At 72.2% G+C, this 17,250-nt stretch carries 15 protein-coding genes; 6 read left to right on the forward strand and 9 right to left on the reverse strand.

The features are described from left to right. Window positions 1–6 precede the first annotated feature (6 nt). Together ABD297_RS07840 and ABD297_RS07845 are read right to left on the reverse strand one after the other, a co-directional pair. Window positions 7–936, reverse strand: coding sequence for a hypothetical protein (locus tag ABD297_RS07840; RefSeq protein WP_344254302.1), 930 nt, complete (start codon window positions 934–936; stop codon window positions 7–9). 34 nt (window positions 937–970) lie between these two features. Next, window positions 971–1,345, reverse strand: coding sequence for a thioesterase family protein (locus ABD297_RS07845; RefSeq protein ID WP_344254303.1), 375 nt, complete (start codon window positions 1,343–1,345; stop codon window positions 971–973). Between the two features lie 126 nt (window positions 1,346–1,471). Here ABD297_RS07845 and ABD297_RS07850 point away from each other — a divergent pair, with 126 nt between their 5' ends. From ABD297_RS07850 to ABD297_RS07870, 5 genes are all read left to right on the forward strand, one after another. Continuing rightward, on the forward strand, window positions 1,472–2,119 hold the full coding sequence (locus ABD297_RS07850) for a lysoplasmalogenase (protein ID WP_344254304.1): 648 nt from the start codon (window positions 1,472–1,474) through the stop codon (window positions 2,117–2,119). Window positions 2,120–2,271: 152 nt separating this feature from the next. After that, window positions 2,272–3,189 (forward strand): hypothetical protein, encoded by a 918-nt coding sequence (locus ABD297_RS07855; RefSeq protein WP_344254305.1) that lies wholly within the window; start codon window positions 2,272–2,274, stop codon window positions 3,187–3,189. A gap of 293 nt (window positions 3,190–3,482) precedes the next feature. Then, complete coding sequence (gene leuS / locus ABD297_RS07860) at window positions 3,483–6,422, forward strand: leucine--tRNA ligase (RefSeq protein ID WP_344254306.1); 2,940 nt, start codon at window positions 3,483–3,485, stop codon at window positions 6,420–6,422. Window positions 6,423–6,512: 90 nt separating this feature from the next. Beyond that, window positions 6,513–7,409, forward strand: a complete 897-nt coding sequence (locus tag ABD297_RS07865; RefSeq protein ID WP_344254307.1) for a DegV family protein — start codon at window positions 6,513–6,515, stop codon at window positions 7,407–7,409. Beyond that, on the forward strand, window positions 7,406–8,008 hold the full coding sequence (locus tag ABD297_RS07870) for a glycerol-3-phosphate acyltransferase (protein ID WP_344254308.1): 603 nt from the start codon (window positions 7,406–7,408) through the stop codon (window positions 8,006–8,008). The genes ABD297_RS07865 and ABD297_RS07870 overlap by 4 nt, the downstream gene beginning before the upstream one ends. A 6-nt stretch (window positions 8,009–8,014) precedes the next feature. Here ABD297_RS07870 and ABD297_RS07875 read toward each other — a convergent pair whose 3' ends face one another. Genes ABD297_RS07875 through ABD297_RS07900 form a run of 6 tightly spaced genes read right to left on the reverse strand, consistent with a single transcriptional unit; the run spans window position 8,015 to window position 14,457 of the window. Next, window positions 8,015–10,282 (reverse strand): efflux RND transporter periplasmic adaptor subunit, encoded by a 2,268-nt coding sequence (locus ABD297_RS07875; protein ID WP_344254309.1) that lies wholly within the window; start codon window positions 10,280–10,282, stop codon window positions 8,015–8,017. Then, window positions 10,275–11,180, reverse strand: coding sequence for a DUF5666 domain-containing protein (locus ABD297_RS07880; RefSeq protein WP_344254310.1), 906 nt, complete (start codon window positions 11,178–11,180; stop codon window positions 10,275–10,277). The genes ABD297_RS07875 and ABD297_RS07880 overlap by 8 nt, the downstream gene beginning before the upstream one ends. A gap of 5 nt (window positions 11,181–11,185) precedes the next feature. Next, complete coding sequence (locus tag ABD297_RS07885; protein ID WP_344254311.1) at window positions 11,186–12,409, reverse strand: ABC transporter permease; 1,224 nt, start codon at window positions 12,407–12,409, stop codon at window positions 11,186–11,188. Beyond that, complete coding sequence (locus ABD297_RS07890) at window positions 12,406–13,191, reverse strand: ABC transporter ATP-binding protein (RefSeq protein ID WP_344254312.1); 786 nt, start codon at window positions 13,189–13,191, stop codon at window positions 12,406–12,408. The genes ABD297_RS07885 and ABD297_RS07890 overlap by 4 nt, the downstream gene beginning before the upstream one ends. A gap of 3 nt (window positions 13,192–13,194) precedes the next feature. Continuing rightward, window positions 13,195–13,992 (reverse strand): permuted SH3 domain-containing protein, encoded by a 798-nt coding sequence (locus ABD297_RS07895; RefSeq protein WP_344254313.1) that lies wholly within the window; start codon window positions 13,990–13,992, stop codon window positions 13,195–13,197. Window positions 13,993–14,025: 33 nt separating this feature from the next. Beyond that, the gene (locus tag ABD297_RS07900; protein WP_344254314.1) at window positions 14,026–14,457 is read right to left on the reverse strand and encodes an efflux RND transporter periplasmic adaptor subunit; all 432 of its coding nucleotides are present in this window, start codon (window positions 14,455–14,457) and stop codon (window positions 14,026–14,028) included. Window positions 14,458–14,969: 512 nt separating this feature from the next. On the opposite strand from ABD297_RS07900, the gene ABD297_RS07905 reads away from it, so the two are divergent. Next, entirely contained in the window at window positions 14,970–16,499 is a 1,530-nt protein-coding gene (locus ABD297_RS07905) for an outer membrane protein assembly factor BamB family protein (RefSeq protein ID WP_344254315.1), read from the forward strand. Window positions 16,500–16,650: 151 nt separating this feature from the next. Here ABD297_RS07905 and ABD297_RS07910 read toward each other — a convergent pair whose 3' ends face one another. Further along, entirely contained in the window at window positions 16,651–17,211 is a 561-nt protein-coding gene (locus tag ABD297_RS07910) for a tetratricopeptide repeat protein (RefSeq protein WP_344254316.1), read from the reverse strand. Window positions 17,212–17,250 lie beyond the last annotated feature (39 nt).

Consider the following 17,250-nt stretch of genomic DNA (forward strand, 5'->3'; position numbering starts at 1 on the left):
CCCCGGTCAGGGGCGCCGCGACGCGTCGTGCTCCTGCGCCGGGGCGGGCTGCGGCGTCGGGCTGCTGTCGGCAGGGTCGGTGGCGCTCGCGGCAGGTCGTCCGCCCGGGTCTCCCGCCTCGCCCGGCTCGGCACGGCTCGCCAGGGCGATGCACCCGGCGAGAGTGACGACGAACGCCGCCGCAGCCCAGGGCGCGCGCCCCGGCCCGACCCGGTCCCCGAGCGCCACCAGGCCCACTGCCGCCGGCAGCACCGTCTCGGTCGCGAAGGTCAGGGCGGCGACCGTCGTGACGCGCCCTCGGCTGAGCGCCATGCCGTAGGCGACCGTCGCCAGCACCGCGTGCACGACGAGCGCCCAGGCGAGGCCGTCGGTCGCGAGCGCCCAGACGGGGGAGGGGATCTCGAGCAGCCGGGCAGCGACACCGACACCCCCGAAACCGAGACCTGCGGCGACGCTGAGCAGGACTGCGCCGCGGCTGCGGTCCCGGACGCCCACGACGAGCAGGACAGCCACGAGCACGGCCGCTGCGAACAGCCACCACGTCGCCGCCGGCCCCGGATGCACGGCCGGCCCGTCCGCCGCCGTGAGGGCGAGGCCCGTCAGGCCGGCGCCGACGGCGAGGAGCGCGACGACCTCCGGCACGCCGAGGCGCACGTGGAGCACGAGGACGGACAGCACCGCGGTGACCGCCACCGACGAGGCGATGGCGGACTCGACGAGGAAGAGCGGCAGCGTGCGCAACGCCGCCACGGACGCGAGGAAACCGACGCCGTCGAGAGCGAGGCCCACGGCATACGGCCACGCGGCACGGACGCGCCCGAGGACCGCGGTGCCGGGCGGCAGGGCGGCAGCACGGCGCACGCCGACCGCCTGCAGCACGGTGGCCGCGCCGTAGGCGAGCGCCGCGAGGAGGGCGCCGAACAGACCGAGCGTCACTCGGTCATCGTCGCAACAGCCGCTGGGAGGCGGCTCAGAGCACCCGCTGGCACTTGCTCATGAAGCGGTCGGGGTCGACGACGGCCCGGTGGATCTCGCCCCGGGCGAGCTCCTCGCCCTCGGAGTCCTTGACGGTCACGTGGCACACGAGTCGCCGGCCGTCGTTGATCGGCTCGGCGCACAGGACGGTGATCTCGGAGCCGACCGCGCTGCCCTTCACGTGCTCGATCTTCACCGTCGTCCCGACCGTCGTGTGGTCGGCGTCGATGGTCTGCTGGCAGACCTGGAAGGCGGCGTTCTCGCACCACGTGATCAGACGCGGTGTCGCGAGGACGTCGAGGTCACCGCTGCCGACCGAGGCGGATGTGTCGTCGGCAGTGACCGTGTGCTGGAACTTGCGCATGGGCATTGGACGAGTCTGGCAGAGAACTGCACGTTCGCCGATTCGTCTCGACAGGTGGTGGACGACAGGCGCTCGTGGTCGCCCAGGCGTGTCTGCACCCCGGAACTGGGCGTCGGCTGGGAACGTGGCGTCGTGACCACCCATCTGTGGGTTATCAGCGTGGCGCTCGGGGTGACCGCGATCCTCAACTGGCGCTCCGTGCTGCGCGGTGACGAGGCCGTCGAACGCCTGACCAAGCCGCTCGTCGTGCTCCTCCTCATGGCGCTGGCCTGGTCGCTGCACTGGGACGGCTGGGTCCCGGGGTCACCGCCCCTGCTACCCGTCCTCGTGGCGCTCGGGTGCTGCCTGGTCGGTGACGTTGCGTTGCTGCGTGCGACCGAGGTGCGCTTCCTCGTCGGGCTCGGCGCCTTCCTGCTCGGTCACGTCGCGTACGTGTGGGCGATCCTCGAGACGCCGGGCGTGGTGGGCTTCCCGTGGCCGCTGCTCGTCGCCGTGCCCGGGCTGGTGCTCCTGCACGCGGGCGTCGGCCGCGACATCGTGCGCCACTCGGGTGCCCAGCGGGTGCCGGTCTTCGTCTACCAGCTCGTCATCAGCGCTCTGGTGCTCGTCGCGGCCTGGAAGGGGGACTGGCTGCTCGTGCTGGGCTGCTCGGTCTTCGTCGCGTCCGACGCGGTGCTGGGCCACGACCGCTTCGTCCACGAGCGGCGCTGGGCCCCACTGACGGTCATCGTCACCTACCACCTCGCCCAGGCCCTCATCCTCGTATCCCTCTTCCGCTGAAAGTCGAGTGGCCTCGTCGTCACACGCCCCCGTCCACACCCCACGTGTCGGCAAGGCAGCTGTGCACAGGTCCGGGACTCACCCGACCGAGAGGCCGTGCGCGCCCGGACGCTGGAGAGATGCGAGATCCGGGACAGAGACGCGGCTGGATCGTGGACGAAGCGAGCGTCGGCGCTCACCGAGCTCTCGTGCAGGCCTGCCGTGCGGCCCTGTCGGTGCTTCCCGTCGGAAGCGTCTTCTCGCACGTGACCGCGGCGCAGCTCCACGGACTTCCGCTGTCGTACGCGATGGAGGAGGACTGCCGACTCCACGTGACGCGGCCGATCACGAGCAACCGCGTGCGGCTCCCCTCCGTGATCGGCCACCGTGCCCTGCATGCTCGGCGCGTCGTCGAGATCGGCGGGCTACCGGTCGTAGACCTCGCCGACACGTGGGTTGACCTCGGAGAGCTCGTCGGCCGGGGCAAATTGGTAGGGCTCGACGACCTGGTGGTGCTCGGCGATGCGTGCGCCACTCGACTCGGCTCGCGCGTCCCTCTCATCCAGGCCTGCCTGCTGCGCAACCGGCCGCGGGGCAAACGCACCTTGCTCGAGGCCTACGAGGAGATCCGCGTCGGCTCGGCGTCACCGCGCGAGTCGTTGGCGCGGCTGGTCCTGACGAGAGGGGGTCTGCCCGAGCCGCAGCTCAACGAGCCGATCTTCGCCTCGTGGGACCCGGGACTGCTGCTGGGCGTGGGAGACCTGGTCTGGCGTGTTCCCACAGAGGACGGTGGCCTGCTCAAGGTTGTCGGTGAGTACCAAGGTGAGCTCTTCCACTCCGGCGACGAGCAGCGGCGCCACGACGGGATCCGCGGGAGTGGGATGGCCTGCGATGGATGGGACGTCCAAGAGATGTGGAACGCGGATCTGAACAGCTCGCAGTCCCGTGTCTCGACCCTGCAGCGCTTCGCGGCGGCCCTTCGCGTTCCGTCGGACTGTCTCCGCCCTCAGGACGTGACGCCGCGCTTCTTCTCGAGCCACGCCATCGACCAGGCGATCCAGCGAGAGATGCAGCGCTCCGCGCGGTCCTGACTCGAGGTTGCCTGTGTGACGACGGGGCCACTCGAATTTGGGAGGCGTGTGACGACGGGGCCACTCGAGGGTGGGGCGGGTGGGACTGCGGGGCCACTCGAGTTTGGACGGGTGGGGAGGGCGCTCGAGGTCGGGGGTGGGAGGGGCTGCGCTAACCTTGGGAGCATGGCTGGCCTGCTGCTTCTTCCGCAGCCGCGTTGACGAAGGTCGGGACTCCCGACATCAACGCGGCTTTCCCCTCCTGTGTGAGGGGTTTTCTTTTGCCCGGGACCAGCAGCGACGAAAGAGAAGACATGAGCGAGCAGAGCAACGACACCCCGTTCCGCTACACCGCGGCGATGGCGCAGCAGATCGAGACCGCCTGGCAGGACCGCTGGGAGGAGGAGGGCACGTTCAACGCCCCCAACCCCGCCGGTCCGTGGGCCGAGCCCGAGAAGGTCGCTGCCCGCGGCGAGAAGCTCATCGTCCTCGACATGTTCCCCTACCCGAGCGGCGTCGGTCTCCACGTCGGCCACCCGCTCGGCTACATCGCCACCGACGTCTACAGCCGCTTCCACCGGATGCTCGGCAAGAACGTCCTACACGCCCTGGGCTATGACGCCTTCGGCCTGCCCGCGGAGCAGTTCGCCGTCCAGACCGGGCAGCACCCTCGGAAGACCACCGAGGAGAACATGACCAACATGAAGCGCCAGCTGCGCCGGCTGGGGCTGGGCTTCGACAACCGTCGCACGTTCGCCACGATCGACGACGACTACTACCGCTGGACGCAGTGGATCTTCCTGCAGATCTGGGACGCCTGGTACGACGCCGACGCGGTGCGCGAGGACGGTGGCCGCGGCAGGGCGCGCCCGATCAGCGAGCTGGTCGAGGAGTTCGAGTCGGGTCGGCGGGCCGTCGTCGAGGCCGACGGCCGGGGCTGGGCCGACCTCTCGGCCACCGAGCGGGCCACGGTCCTCGAGCGTCACCGTCTGGCCTACACCGACGAGGCGCCGGTCAACTGGTGCCCCGGCCTGGGCACGGTGCTCTCCAACGAGGAGGTCACCAACGAGGGCCGTTCCGAGCGCGGCAACTACCCCGTCATCCGCCGCAACCTCAGCCAGTGGAAGATGCGCATCACGGCGTATGCCGACCGGCTGGCCGACGACCTCGACGGGGTCGAGTGGCCCGAGAAGGTCAAGCTCATGCAGCGCAACTGGATCGGCCGGTCCAAGGGTGCCCGAGTCACCTTCCCGGTCGTCACCGGCTCGGGCGAGGACGACGGCATCGACGTCTTCACGACGCGCCCCGACACGATCTTCGGTGCGACCTTCATGGTCATCGCCCCGGAGCACCCGCTTGTGGATTCCCTGGTGCCGCAGGGTGACTGGCCCGACGGCACCAAGGACGCCTGGAAGGGTGCGGACGCCGGTGCGAGCGCGACCCCGAAGGAGGCCGTGACGGCATACCAGCTGGCCGCGTCGCGCAAGGGTGACGTCGAGCGCCAGACCGAGGGCAAGGACAAGACCGGTGTCTTCACCGGCTCATGGGCCACGAATCCCCTGACGGGAGAGCGCATCCCGGTCTTCGTCGCGGACTACGTCCTGATGGGCTACGGCACCGGCGCGATCATGGCCGTGCCCGGGCAGGACACTCGCGACTGGGAGTTCGCGGAGAAGTTCGGCATCCCGATCGTCCGCACCGTCCAGCCGGTCGAGGGCCACCCGGACGACGAGCCCTTCCTCGGCGACGGCGTCGCGATCAACAGCTCCAACGAGCGCATCTCGCTCGACGGCCTCCACGTCGAGGACGCCAAGGCCAAGATCATCGACTTCCTCGACGCGGAGGGCATCGGCGAGGGCACCATCAGCTATCGCATCCGCGACTGGCTCTTCAGCCGCCAGCGCTACTGGGGCGAGCCGTTCCCGATCATGTTCGACGAGGACGGGGTCGCGTATGCCGTCCCCGACGACGAGCTGCCCCTGACCCTTCCCGACGTGCCGGACTACAGCCCCAAGACCTTCGACCCGGACGACGCGCAGAGCAGCCCCGAGCCGCCGCTGAGCCGCGTCCCCGAGTGGGTCGAGGTCGAGAAGGACCTCGGCGACGGTCGCGGACTGCGGGCGTTCCGCCGCGAGACCAACACCATGCCCAACTGGGCGGGCTCGTGCTGGTACTACCTGCGCTACCTCGACCCGGCCAACCACGACGCGTTCGTCGACGCGGCCAACGAGGCGTACTGGCTGGGCCGTCACGACACGGCCGTGGCCGGCGCCCCCGCGGGCACGCGTGACCCGGGCGGCGTCGACCTCTACGTCGGCGGTGTCGAGCACGCGGTGCTGCACCTGCTCTACGCCCGCTTCTGGCACAAGGTGCTCTTCGACCTCGGCCACGTCAGCAGCGGGGAGCCGTTCCGGAAGTACTTCTCGCAGGGCTACATCCAGGCCTACGCCTACACCGACAGCCGTGGTCAGTACGTCACCGCGTCCGAGGTCGAGGAGCACCCCGGCAGCCACGGCGAGGAGCCGACCTTCACGTGGCAGGGCCAGCGCGTGAGCCGCGAGTACGGCAAGATCGGCAAGTCGCTGAAGAACTCCGTCAGCCCCGACGAGATGTACGACGCGTACGGCGCCGACACCTTCCGCGTCTACGAGATGTCGATGGGCCCGCTCGAGCTGTCCAAGCCGTGGGAGATCCGCGCGGTCGTCGGCAGCCAGCGCTTCCTGCAGCGCCTGTGGCGCAACGTCGTCGACGAGGCGACCGGCCAGGTGCGCGTTGTCGACGCGCCCCTCGACCAGGCCCTGACGACGCAGCTGCACCAGACCATCGCCGGCGTCCGCGAGGACTTCGAGGGGCTGCGCTTCAACACCGCGATCGCGAAGCTCATCGAGCTCAACAACGCCGTGACGAAGCTCGACGCCCCGCCGCGCGAGGTCGTCGAGGCCATGGTGCTCATGCTCGCGCCCGTCGCCCCCCACATCGCCGAGGAGATGTGGCAGCGGCTCGGTCACGACGGCGGGGTGGCGTATGCCGCGTTCCCCGTGAGCGACCCCGCGAAGATCGTGCAGGAGCAGGTCACCTGCGTCATCCAGATCAAGGGCAAGGTGCGCGACCGGGTCGAGGTCAGCCCCGACATCTCCGAGGACGACCTGCGCGAGCTGGCGCTGGCCCGTGACAGGGTGAGGTCGGCGACCGAGGGCGGCATCAGGACGGTCATCGTGCGGGCGCCCAAGCTCGTCAACGTCGTCCCGCTCTGACCGGTTCGGCGCCCGTGCACCGACGAGCCCCTGACCTGCTGGCTCGCCGGAGCCTGAACCGCTGACTGGCTGCGACGGAAGGAGCGGGACATGACCACGAGGATCATCACCGACTCGACGGCCTACCTCCCGAAGGAGGTCGTCGAGCGGCACGACATCGAGGTCGTCCCGCTCCACGTCGTCGTCGGCGGAAAGGACTACGTCGAGGGCCGCGACATCTCGGCGGCCCAGGTCGCGGCCGCCCTGCGCGACTACACGATCGTCACGACCTCGCGGCCCACGCCGCAGGTCTTCGCCGAGACCTACCGCCGTCTCGTCGACGAGGGCGCCACCGGCATCGCCTCGATCCACCTGTCGTCACAGATGTCGGGCACCGTCGAGGCTGCACGGCTCGCGGCCGCCGAGGTGTCCGTTCCCGTCGAGGTCGTCGACAGCGAGACGATCGGCATGGCAATGGGATTCGCGGTGGTCGCTGCAGCCGAGTCCGCGGCGGCCGGAGCAGACCTGCCGACCGTCGTCGAGGCCGTGCACGAACGGCTCGGACCGTCCGGTGTGCTCTTCTACGTCGACACGCTCGAGCACCTGCGCCGGGGTGGCCGCATCGGTGCGGCCTCGGCCCTGCTCGGCTCGGCTCTCGCCATCAAGCCCATCCTCGCGGTGCGTGCCGGCCGCATCGTGCCGGTCGAGAAGGTGCGCACCTCGTCCCGGGCGGTGGCGCGCATTGAGGCGATGGTGCTCGAGCAGGTCACCAAGGGAGGTCACGTGGTGGACCTCGCAGTGCACCACCTCGACGCGCCGGCCCGGGCGGAGCAGATCGCGGCCGAGCTGCGCGAGCTCGTGCCCGGCCCGCCGGAGGTCCTCGTCGTCGAGCTCGGAGCGGTGGTCGGCGCCCACGTCGGACCCGGCACCGTCGCGATCGCCGTCTCGCCGCGTCCCGGCGAGCCGTTGCCCGAGACCCCGGCGCCGGGTGAGGCCTCCGGGTCGTGAACCTCGCCACCGCGTTCGCCTGGGCCGGGGGAGTCCTTGCTGCCTTCCTCGTCGGCTCGCTCAACCCGGCCACGATGATCGCCCGTCTGCTCGGCAAGGACCTCGCGTCGTCGGGGTCGGGCAACCCCGGGGCCACCAACGCCGGACGGGTACTGGGACGCAAGTGGGGAGTCGTCGTCGGTGTGCTCGACGTCCTCAAGGGCCTCGTCCCGACGTTCGTGGCGGGTCATCTCTTCGGTGCGCACGCTGCCTACGCCGTCGGTATCGCGGCGGTGCTCGGGCACATCTGGTCGCCCTACCTCAAGGGACGCGGCGGCAAGGGCGTCGCCACCACCCTCGGCGCCATCCTCGGGGTGCACCCCTGGGTGGCGCTCGTCGTGCTCGTCGTCTTCGGGGTCGCCGTCCTCGTCACGCGCTGGGTCGCTGCGGGCTCCATCTTCGGCGCCCTGGCGATGGGCGTCGTCGCCGTCCTGATCTTGACCGGCCACGCGCCCGGCGATGCGTGGACCGGCTTGTGGTTGATGGGGATCGGGCTGGTCGTGCTGCTGCGCCACAAGAACAACGTCGTCGGCTGGTGGCGCCAGCGGCACGTCGGCTGAGCCGGGTCAGCCGCCCGCCGTCCCGCCGGTCGCCGCCCCTCTGCCGGCACCCCCGGCGCCGGCCCCGCCGGTGCCGGCAGCGCCGCCACGGCCGGCGAAGCCCCCGCCGCCCAGGCCGCGCAGACCTGTCGTCTGGTTCGTGGGCAGCGGGGCCGTGGTGTCGGCGAGGACCACGCGGTCACCGGGCTGGAGCCCGGTGAGGACCTGCGCGAAGCCACCCCCGACGGCGCCGACCGTGACGGCCTGCGCCTTCGTGCCGGTCCCCGCCAGCAGCTGCACCACGGCGGAGCCGGACTGCACGCCCGAGAGGGCGGAGACGGGCACGCGCACCGCGTCCGCCGCCTGACCCACCGTGATCGCGACGGACACGACCGACCCGCTCGCCATGGACCGGGTCGGGCTGGGCACGATGACGGCGGGGTAGGACGGGGTGGTGGCGTTGGACGACGCCGGCAGGAGCGTCACGTTGTCGACGGTTCCGGGCACGACGGCCACGTCACCGGCCGGGGTGACGGCGGCTGCCAGGCCCGCGTGGACCATCCCCATGTCGGCCAGCGGCACGTCGACCGTCACGTCGGCAGCCCCCGACCCCACGATGACGACGCCCGTCGATGCCGTGGAGGCCTGGCCGACGGCGAGGTCGATCCGGCCGACGGTGCCACTGATCGGCGCCTTGAGCGTGGCTCCGGCGAGGTCGGAGCGTGCCTGGGTGACGGCCGCCTGGTCCTGCAGGATGGCCACCTCGTCGGAGGCGACGCGGGCGGCGGGACTGCTGCTGCCGCCGCTCGCGGCCCCGCTGGTCCCCCCGGTCCCGCCTCCCGAGCGGGACGCGGTGCCGGCAGCCGTGCTCGAGGTGCCGGTGCCGACGGTGCCGGCGGTGCCGGTGGCAGCGCGCGAGGTCACAGCCTTCCCGGTGGAGGACCCGGCACCGGCCGTGGTTCGGCCGGTCGCGCCCGGCGCGGGCGTCACGGTCCCCCACGTGGACGAGCCGCCGCCCGAGCCTGGGGTCGAGGTGTGCCCGGTGGAGGCCGACCCCGACGCCTGACCGGCAGCGGACCGCATGATGACGGTGAGCTCGTGGACGATCTGGGTGGCGAGGGTGGTCATGGCCGTCTCTGCCGCGTGCTGCGCCGTCGCGACGGACGCCATCGCGGCCGCGCAGGTGCGCAGCTGGTCACTGGTGGGGGCGCTCCCGCCGGGAGGTGGGCTGGTCGGCGACGAGGTCGGCGTTCCGGTCGGGCTGCCGGTCGGGCTGCCGGTCGGGCTGCCGGTGGAGGTCGGGGTCGGCGTGCCCGTCGAGCTGGGAGTGCCGGTCGACGTGGGCGACGCGGTCGCCGGCGCGCTCGGGGTCGCGATGGGGGTGGTGGCCCGGGTGAAGGCTGCCGGGTTGGCGCGCGTCGACGAGCCGGTCCCCGACGGGGTCCCGGTGGGGCTGGGCGTGCCGGTCGGTGGGCGGGTGTGACCACCGCCGGGCGAGCCCCCGCCGAGCACGGGCGCACACGCCTGCGCCTCGGCCAGCAGCGCCTGTTGGGCCAGGGCCAGCGAGCGCTGCAGCGAGCGCGTGCTCAGGGCTGGGAGGGTCGAACCGCTGCCCGAGCCACCTGAACCGCCCGGGCGACCCGTGCCGGTCCCGCCGGTGCCGCCCTTCGTGCCCGTCGAACCGACGCCTGACGCGGAGTGCCCCGACGACGAGGACGAAGTGCCGCTGCCGGTGGTGCCGCCGCCGGCGGCCGAGCCCGTGGCGCTGCCCGTCCCGCCGCTGGCAGAGGACGTTCCGCCCGAAGAGCTGGAACCGGACCCCGACGCGGCGCCGCCCGACGTCTTCGACCCGCCCGCACTCGTGGCCGCCGCAGCGCCTGTCGCGCCGGCGGCCGAGCTGGTGCTGGTCGTCGCCGTCTGGTCGGCGATGAGCGAGGTCTGGTCCTGCGCCAGCGTCGCCTGTGCGGAGAGGAGGGCGGCTCGCAGCGCAGTCGGGTCAATGGTTGCCAAGGCCTGTCCGGAGGTCACGTGGTCGCCCACCGCGACCTGGACGCGCGTCACGGTGCCGTTGGCCGGGAACGTGGCGGTGACCTGGTCGACGCGCTGGGCCGTGCCGGTCAGGGTCAGCACCTGACCGACTGGACCCGGGCCCACGACCGCGGTGCGGTAGTTCGCTGCGCTCGCGCTGCTCGTGCTCGCCGAGGCCGAGTAGACCCCGCCCGCAGCGAGCAGGACCGCGAGCAGGCTCGCGCCGGCGACCAGCGGTCCGCGCCCGACTCCGGAGCGGTCAGGCATTGCCGGCTCCCGCGGTGCTGGTGGCCCCACCGGTGCCGCGGCCGCCGCCGAACCCGCGTCCGCCGAAACCGCTCTGGCAGGTGCCGTTGGTGGGCGCGCTGATGGCCACGGCCCTGGCCGTCAGCGCGCCGGTGTCGTCGGTGCGGCCCTGGGCCGTGACGCACACGCCGACCCTGACGGCTGACGCGTTCGCCGCGGCGAGCCGGGTGAAGACGGTCGACGACGTGTAGGTGACCGTGACTGGCGAGGAGGAAGCGGAGGACGAGGCGCCCCCGGCGGGGTTCACCGGCGTGACGGTGAACTGGCCGGAGCCCACGGCAGAGACCGTGCCGACGGCCCCGAAGCCGCGACGTCCGGCTCCGGCAGGCCCGCCCGCTCCACCTGTCTGGGGGGACGTCGACCCGCTGGGGCTGCCCGACGGTCGCGTGCCCGTGCGGCCACCGAAGCCACCGAGTGCGCCGAACGAGCAGGTGCCGCCCTGGGTGGGCAGCAACTCGACCGTGGCGGCGGCGACGGTCGTCGACGAGGGCGTGCTCGCCTGAGGGCCTCCCGTGCTGCCGCCGACGGCACCGCGCGCGGGCCTCGCCATGACGCACTCGCCGACCTTGACGGCCGAGGCCGTCGACGCGACCTGGTCGGTGAACCGTGTGGTCCGGTCCCAGGTGACGGCGGTCTGCTGGGTCGGGCCCTGCACCTGTGCCGTCGTCCCCGTGACCGCCGCAACGAGGCCGGAGACCCCCGGGAAACGGGCGTTACCGGCTCCGGGAGCGCCGGGGGACGCGCCCGTGGCGGCGGTCTGGCCCGAGCCGGACACCGAAGCAGACTGGGTCGCGCTGCTGCAGCCGGCGAGACCGAGGGCGGCAGCTGCGGCGACGATGACGGACAGGGTGCGCTTCATGGGACTCACTCACTTCTCAGGGCGTCGATGGGGGCGAGGCGGGCGGCGCGGTTGGCGGGGTAGACCCCGGCAGCGATGCCGATGACGAGGGACACGGCGAGCGCGCCGAGCGCAGCGGCTGCCGAGAGGGCGACTGGCTGGCCGAGGAGCTGGGGGAGCGTGAGCGCGCCGGCGATGCCGAGGCCGACCCCCAGCACTCCGCCGACGAGACCGAGCAGGCTTGCCTCGGTAAGGAACTGGCGCAGGATGACCCGGGGGGTGGCGCCGAGGGCCTTGCGCAGGCCGATCTCGCGGACGCGCTCGGTGACGGAGACGAGCATGATGTTCATGACCCCGATGCCGCCGACGAGCAGCGAGATCGCGGCGATGCCGCCGAGCAGCACGGTGAGGGTGCGGGCGGTGCTCGTCGCGGTCTGCACGAGGGACGCCTGGCTGCTGACCTGGAAGTCGGCGGACGCAGCCGTCACGCCGTGCGCCGTGAGCATCGCGTTGTTCGTCTCCTGGTAGGCCGCGGAGAGGTCCTGCTGCCCGGCTGCCTGGAGGTAGATCGAGGAGACCGACGTCCCGCCGGAGGAGAAGTCGTCGGCGAACGTCGTCGCGGGGATGACGACCTGGTCGTCCTGGTCGCCGCCGACGGTGGACCCGGCGGTGTTGAGCTCACCGATGACGGTCAGCTGCACCCCACCGACGGAGAGGGTCTCGCCGACGGGGGAGCGCGCGCCGAAGAGCTGCTGCGCCGTCGTCGACCCCAGCACCGCCACCGGGGCGGCGGCGCCCATCTCCGACTGGCTGAAGAAGCGGCCGGTGTCGGTCGAGCGGGCGCGGACCGTCGGCCACTGAGGGGTGGTGCCGACGATGCCCGTCGTCCAGTTCTGGCCGTTGGCGACGACGCTCTGCGACGAGGTGGAGACCGGGGCGACGGCCGCGACGTCGGGCACGACCTGCCGGTTCGAGAGCACCGCCGCATCGGCGGTTGTCAGCGTCGTGGCGGATCCGCGCCCACCCCGGACCCCGCCGACCTGGGTGCTGCTGCCGGGGGTGACGATGAGCAGGTTGGACCCGAGGGCGTTGATCTGGCTGGCGACCTGGGCCTGTGCGCCCTGGCCCAGGCCCACGGTCAGCATCACGGCGGCGATCCCGATGAGGATGCCGAGCACCGTCAGCGCCGACCGCATGCGCCGGGTCCGGATCGCGTCGTATGCCGTGCGCAGCGTCTCCGCCCACGTCATGAGCTCGTCCCCGTCGTCACGAGCTGGTCGTCGACGACCTGCCCGTCGAGGATGTGGATGACCCGCTCCGCCTGCGCCGCCACGTCGGGTTCGTGGGTGATGAGCACCACGGTTCGCCCTTGTTCGTGCAGCTCGCGGAAGAGACCGAGGACGTCGGTCGTCGAGACGGAGTCGAGGTTGCCCGTTGGCTCGTCGGCCAGGATCAGGCTGGGGTCCGTGACGAGCGCCCGCGCGACCGAGACGCGTTGCTGCTGACCGCCGCTCAGCTCTCCCGGACGGTGGGCCACCCTCTCGGACAGGCCGACCCGTCCGAGCGCCTCGAGGGCGCGAGCGCGGCGTTCGGCACGCGGCACCCCGGCATACACCAGCGGGAGCTCGACGTTGCGCCACGCGGACATGGCGGGAAGCAGGTTGAACTGCTGGAACACGAAGCCGATCCGGCGGTTTCGGATGTCGGCCAGCTGCCGCTCCTCCATGTCGCTGACGTCCTCGCCGGCGAGCCGGTAGCGGCCGCTCGAGGGGACGTCGAGACAGCCGAGGATGTGCATCAGGGTCGACTTGCCCGAGCCCGACGGGCCCATGACCGCGACGTACTCACCCTCCTCGACGGTGAGGTCGACACCCCGCAGGGCATCGACAGCGAGCGACCCGCTGCGATAGGTCTTGCCGACCTCGACGAGGTCGAGGATGGGTGCCGGTCGGCTCGTCGCCTCGCCGACCCCGTCCTCGGACCGGGCCGGACGGTGCTGGAGGATCTCGGTGTGCAGGGGTAGCTCGGCCACGGCTCAGCCTCCGTTCCGCGCGCCGATGCCGGTGCCGGCTCCACCGCCTCCGCCGAAGCCGGCGCCGCCCCCGAAGCCGCCGCCCCCGCCGAACCCGCCACCGCCACCGAAACCGCCTGTCCTTGAGCCGGTCCCGGTGCCGGTACCGCGTGTGCCGAACGTCGTGGGCAGCACCACCTGGGCGCCGTCCGACAGGCCGCCGGTGATCTCGGTCCGGGCGCCGAAGGTGCGCCCCACGGTCACGGCCATGGTGACCTGCTGACCTGCCCGGAGCACCGTCACCGTCGTGCGGCCGCCGGAGCTGCTGAGGGCCACGGTCGGCACGGTCAGGACGTTGTCGAGCTGCTTGACCACGATGGAGACGGTGGCGGCCGTGCCGGCATACAGTCCGGCAGGGGTGCCGGTGACGGCGACGGTGACGGGGAACTGGGACGTCCCGCTCGAGCTCGACGAGGCGACGATGCCGATGGCCTGCACCGTGCCGAAGATCGTCGTGCGTGACCCGGTGGGCAGGATCTGTGCCTGCAGGCCCTTCTTGAGGCTCGCGAGGTCGGCGTTGGCGACCTGGGTCTGCACGACCCACGCGTTCGTCGAGATGACCGAGACGGCCGCCGAGCCCGTCGACGACCCGGTCGTGCTCGCCGCGCCGCCGGAGCCCGAGGCCCCGGACCCGCCGGACCCGCCGGACCCACCGGCGCCGCCCGTGCCTCGACCCGAGGTCGATCCGGCCGTCGAGGAGGAGCCTCCGGTCCCGCCCGAGCCACCGACGGTCGAGCCGACCTTGACGTTCACGGCGGCCACGACCCCGTCGATGGGGGAGGTGAGCCGCGCCTGCTACAGCGACTGCTGCGCCGCCACGAGCTTGGCCTGAGCCGAGGCGAGCTGGGCATCGGCGGCGGCGACCTGGCTGGCGGACCCGCTGGACCCGGCCGCGGTCACCTGGGCCTGGGCCTGGGTGACGACGGCCTGGGCGAGGGTCACCTGGCTCTGCAACGACGTCGCGTCGATGGAGGCGAGGACCTCGCCCTTGGTCACGTGCTGACCGACGTCGACCCCGACGCTGTCGACGGTGCCGGCGGACTGGAAGGACAGGTCGTCCTCGGTGGCCGGCTCGATGGTGCCGCTCGCCGAGACGGTCTGCTGCACGGTGCCGTGCGAGACGGTGACGGTGCGCGGCTGCGTCTGCGCACTCGCGGTCCCGTGGTTGACCGCGAAGGCCACGCCACCGCCCGCCAGGACGAGCGCCCCCGCCGCGATGACGACCACCCTCCGGCTGTGCCACCCGTTTCCGTGCCGTGCCCTGGCCATCTGCTCTCCGCCGTCTCGCGCTCCCGAACGTCCCTGTCAGGCGTGAACGTAGGTCGGCAGGCTGGAAGAAGTGGTGGCCGTTGCTATCAGCAGGCTATGTGTTGTCCACGAGCCCGCTGAGCGGCCCGTCCGCGTCGGCGGTGCGGCGAGGAGCGTCACCGCGCGTCACCCTCGGACGCTCCCACACGGCATACGAGCCCCCGACCTGTCGCCTGCTCGAGAGCCAGGATCGTGGCGCGCTTCGAGAGGCACGCGAACATGCCTGTGGCACATGGGAATCGGGCGACACCGGCTGGTATGCCCACCTTCACCCGATGCGTCCCGCCAATCCTGACCGGTCCGTCGGGAAGGGCGTACGGCCGACCACGCCGAGGTCTAGTTTTGGGCTCGTCCAACAGGGGTCACTCGACGGCCCCTCGTGGCCGTCAAAGCTAGGAGCAGAGATGGCCAGGACATGGCACCATGCACGGTTGTTGCTGGCAGCCGGGGTCGCGGGGACCCTGCTGTTCGGGGCACAGGCAGCAGCCGCCCCAGGGGGAGTCGGGTGGAACTCGGCCGGCGGGGACCGGCAGAACACGAGAGACGCCGCCAACGAGTCGAAGATCTCGCCGACGACCGTCGGCGGGCTGACGAAGAAGTGGGAGCTGACGACCGGAGGGGACGTGTCGGCCACTCCCGCCGTCGACGGCAACCGGGTCTACGTGCCCGACTGGGCCGGGAACCTGTATGCCGTCAACCGCACCACCGGCGCTGTCGTGTGGCAGCACACGATCTCGGACTACACCGGGATCCCCGGTGACAAGGCCCGCGCCACCCCGGCGGTGACCGACGACGCCATCGTCATCGGCAACCAGGGTCCCTTCGGTGGCGGGGGCGCCGTCATGGCGATCAACAAGGACACGGGCGCCCTGCTCTGGAAGACCCAGGCCGACCCCAACCCCGGAGCGATCATCACCCAGTCGGCAACCGTGTTCGACGGCGTGGTCTACGTCGGGGTCGCGTCCCAGGAGGAGGCCTACTCGGCGCTCACGCCGGGCTACGTCTGCTGCAGCTTCCGGGGGAGCATGCTCGCGCTCGACCTCGCGACGGGTCACATCCTCTGGAAGACCTACACGACTCCCGAGGGCTACCCGGGCAACGCCGTCTGGGGCAGCTCACCGGCCATCGACACCAAACGCGGGTCGGTCTACATCGCCACGGGCAACAACTACGACGTGCCGGAGTCGGTGCTGCAGTGCGTCACGGACGCGGGGACCGACACGACGGCCCAAGCCGCCTGCCTGCCCGCGAACGACTACTTCGACTCGATCCTCGCTCTCGACATGAGGACCGGGGCCGTCAAGTGGGCGACCCGTGCCCTGCCGTTCGATGCGTGGACGGTCTCGTGCATCTTCGGCAACCCCGCCAACTGTCCACAACCGTCGGGACCGGACTACGACTTCGGCCAGGCACCAGCCCTGTACACAGCCGTCGTCGAGGGCAAGCGGCGTGACTTCGTCGGGGCCGGCCAGAAGAGCGGGGACTACTGGGCGCTCGACCCGGACACGGGGGCGGTCGTGTGGAAGACGACCACGGGTCCCGGCGGCACGGCCGGCGGCCTGCAGTGGGGCTCGGCCGTGGACGGCAAGCGGATCTACACCGCCAACGCGAACAGCGACCGCAAGCCGTGGCCGGTCGGCTCGACCGACACGCGCGGCATCTGGTCCGGCCTCGACGCGGTGACGGGCGAGATCCTCTGGCAGACCCGTCCGCCCCACGGAGGTGGCACGTCAGGGCCGGCCACGACCGCGAACGGCGTCGTCTTCGGCTGCTCGCTCGACCCCGGGGGCTGGATGTATGCGCTCGACGCGGAGACGGGCACCATCCTCTGGAGCTTCGAGAGCGGTGGGTCGTGCCTGTCGGGCGCAGCCATCTCGAACGGCACCGTCTACTGGGGGTCCGGCTACAGCAACTTCGGTTTCGGCACCCCGAACCACAAGCTGTACGCCTTCGGCCTCTGACGTCCTGACGCCGGAGGAGTCCGTCCCGTCGTGGTGCTCCCGCCACGACGGGACGGCCCGCTGCCCCGGGAAACCTGTCCCTTGCGGTCCGTCGTGAGCATGCGGCCCGCCGAGGTCACCGGGACCACCGGGCCCATCCGGACCATCAGGGTCAGGTCGAGGAGGCCAGTGCGGCGAGGGCCGCACGGGTCGACTCGGCCCGGGCCTCGCCCAGCTCGTCACGGATCACGAGGCACGCCTCGAAGCACGCGACGGCCTCGTCGAGGCGTCCCTCGTCGACGAGGAGCCGGCCCAGGTGGTGCAACGTGTAGTGCTCGAGCACCCGGTCGCCGGACGCGCGGGCGTGCTCGAGCGCCTCGCGGAAGCGCGTCTCGGCATCCGACGCCTCGCCGGCGTAGTGCTCCGCCGTCGCGAGCACGAGCAGGGCCCAGCGGAGCGTCTCGCCGTGGCCGCCGTGGCCGCCGTGCCTCGCGACGCGGACCGCTGGACGGGCCAGCGCCAGGGCCTCCTGCTCGTGTCCCGCGACGGTGAGCGCCTCGGCCAGGTCGACGGCCGCGTCCAGTACTGCGCCGCCAGCCCCGGCGCCCGGCGCTGCCTCGACGGCGGACGTGAGGTCGCGGCGAGCGGCCTCGACAGCCGCTTCGTTCTCGTCCGCCGTCCGGGTGAACCGCCCGAAGTGGGGTTCACCGACGACGAACCTCGCACCGCTCATGCCCGCACGCTACCGACCGGGCGGCCCTGGCGTCCGTCG

It is taken from the genome of Terrabacter carboxydivorans (assembly GCF_039532035.1).
In the GTDB taxonomy this organism is placed as follows: domain Bacteria; phylum Actinomycetota; class Actinomycetes; order Actinomycetales; family Dermatophilaceae; genus Terrabacter; species Terrabacter carboxydivorans.

Coding starts and splice junctions, on each gene's coding strand:
- ABD297_RS07910 (WP_344254316.1), bottom strand. CDS start 17,211: ATGAGCGGTGCGAGGTTCGTCGTCGGTGAACCCCACTTCGGGCGGTTC.
- ABD297_RS07845 (WP_344254303.1), bottom strand. CDS start 1,345: ATGCCCATGCGCAAGTTCCAGCACACGGTCACTGCCGACGACACATCC.
- ABD297_RS07875 (WP_344254309.1), bottom strand. CDS start 10,282: ATGCCTGACCGCTCCGGAGTCGGGCGCGGACCGCTGGTCGCCGGCGCG.
- ABD297_RS07880 (WP_344254310.1), bottom strand. CDS start 11,180: ATGAAGCGCACCCTGTCCGTCATCGTCGCCGCAGCTGCCGCCCTCGGT.
- ABD297_RS07885 (WP_344254311.1), bottom strand. CDS start 12,409: ATGACGTGGGCGGAGACGCTGCGCACGGCATACGACGCGATCCGGACC.
- leuS (WP_344254306.1), top strand. CDS start 3,483: ATGAGCGAGCAGAGCAACGACACCCCGTTCCGCTACACCGCGGCGATG.
- ABD297_RS07865 (WP_344254307.1), top strand. CDS start 6,513: ATGACCACGAGGATCATCACCGACTCGACGGCCTACCTCCCGAAGGAG.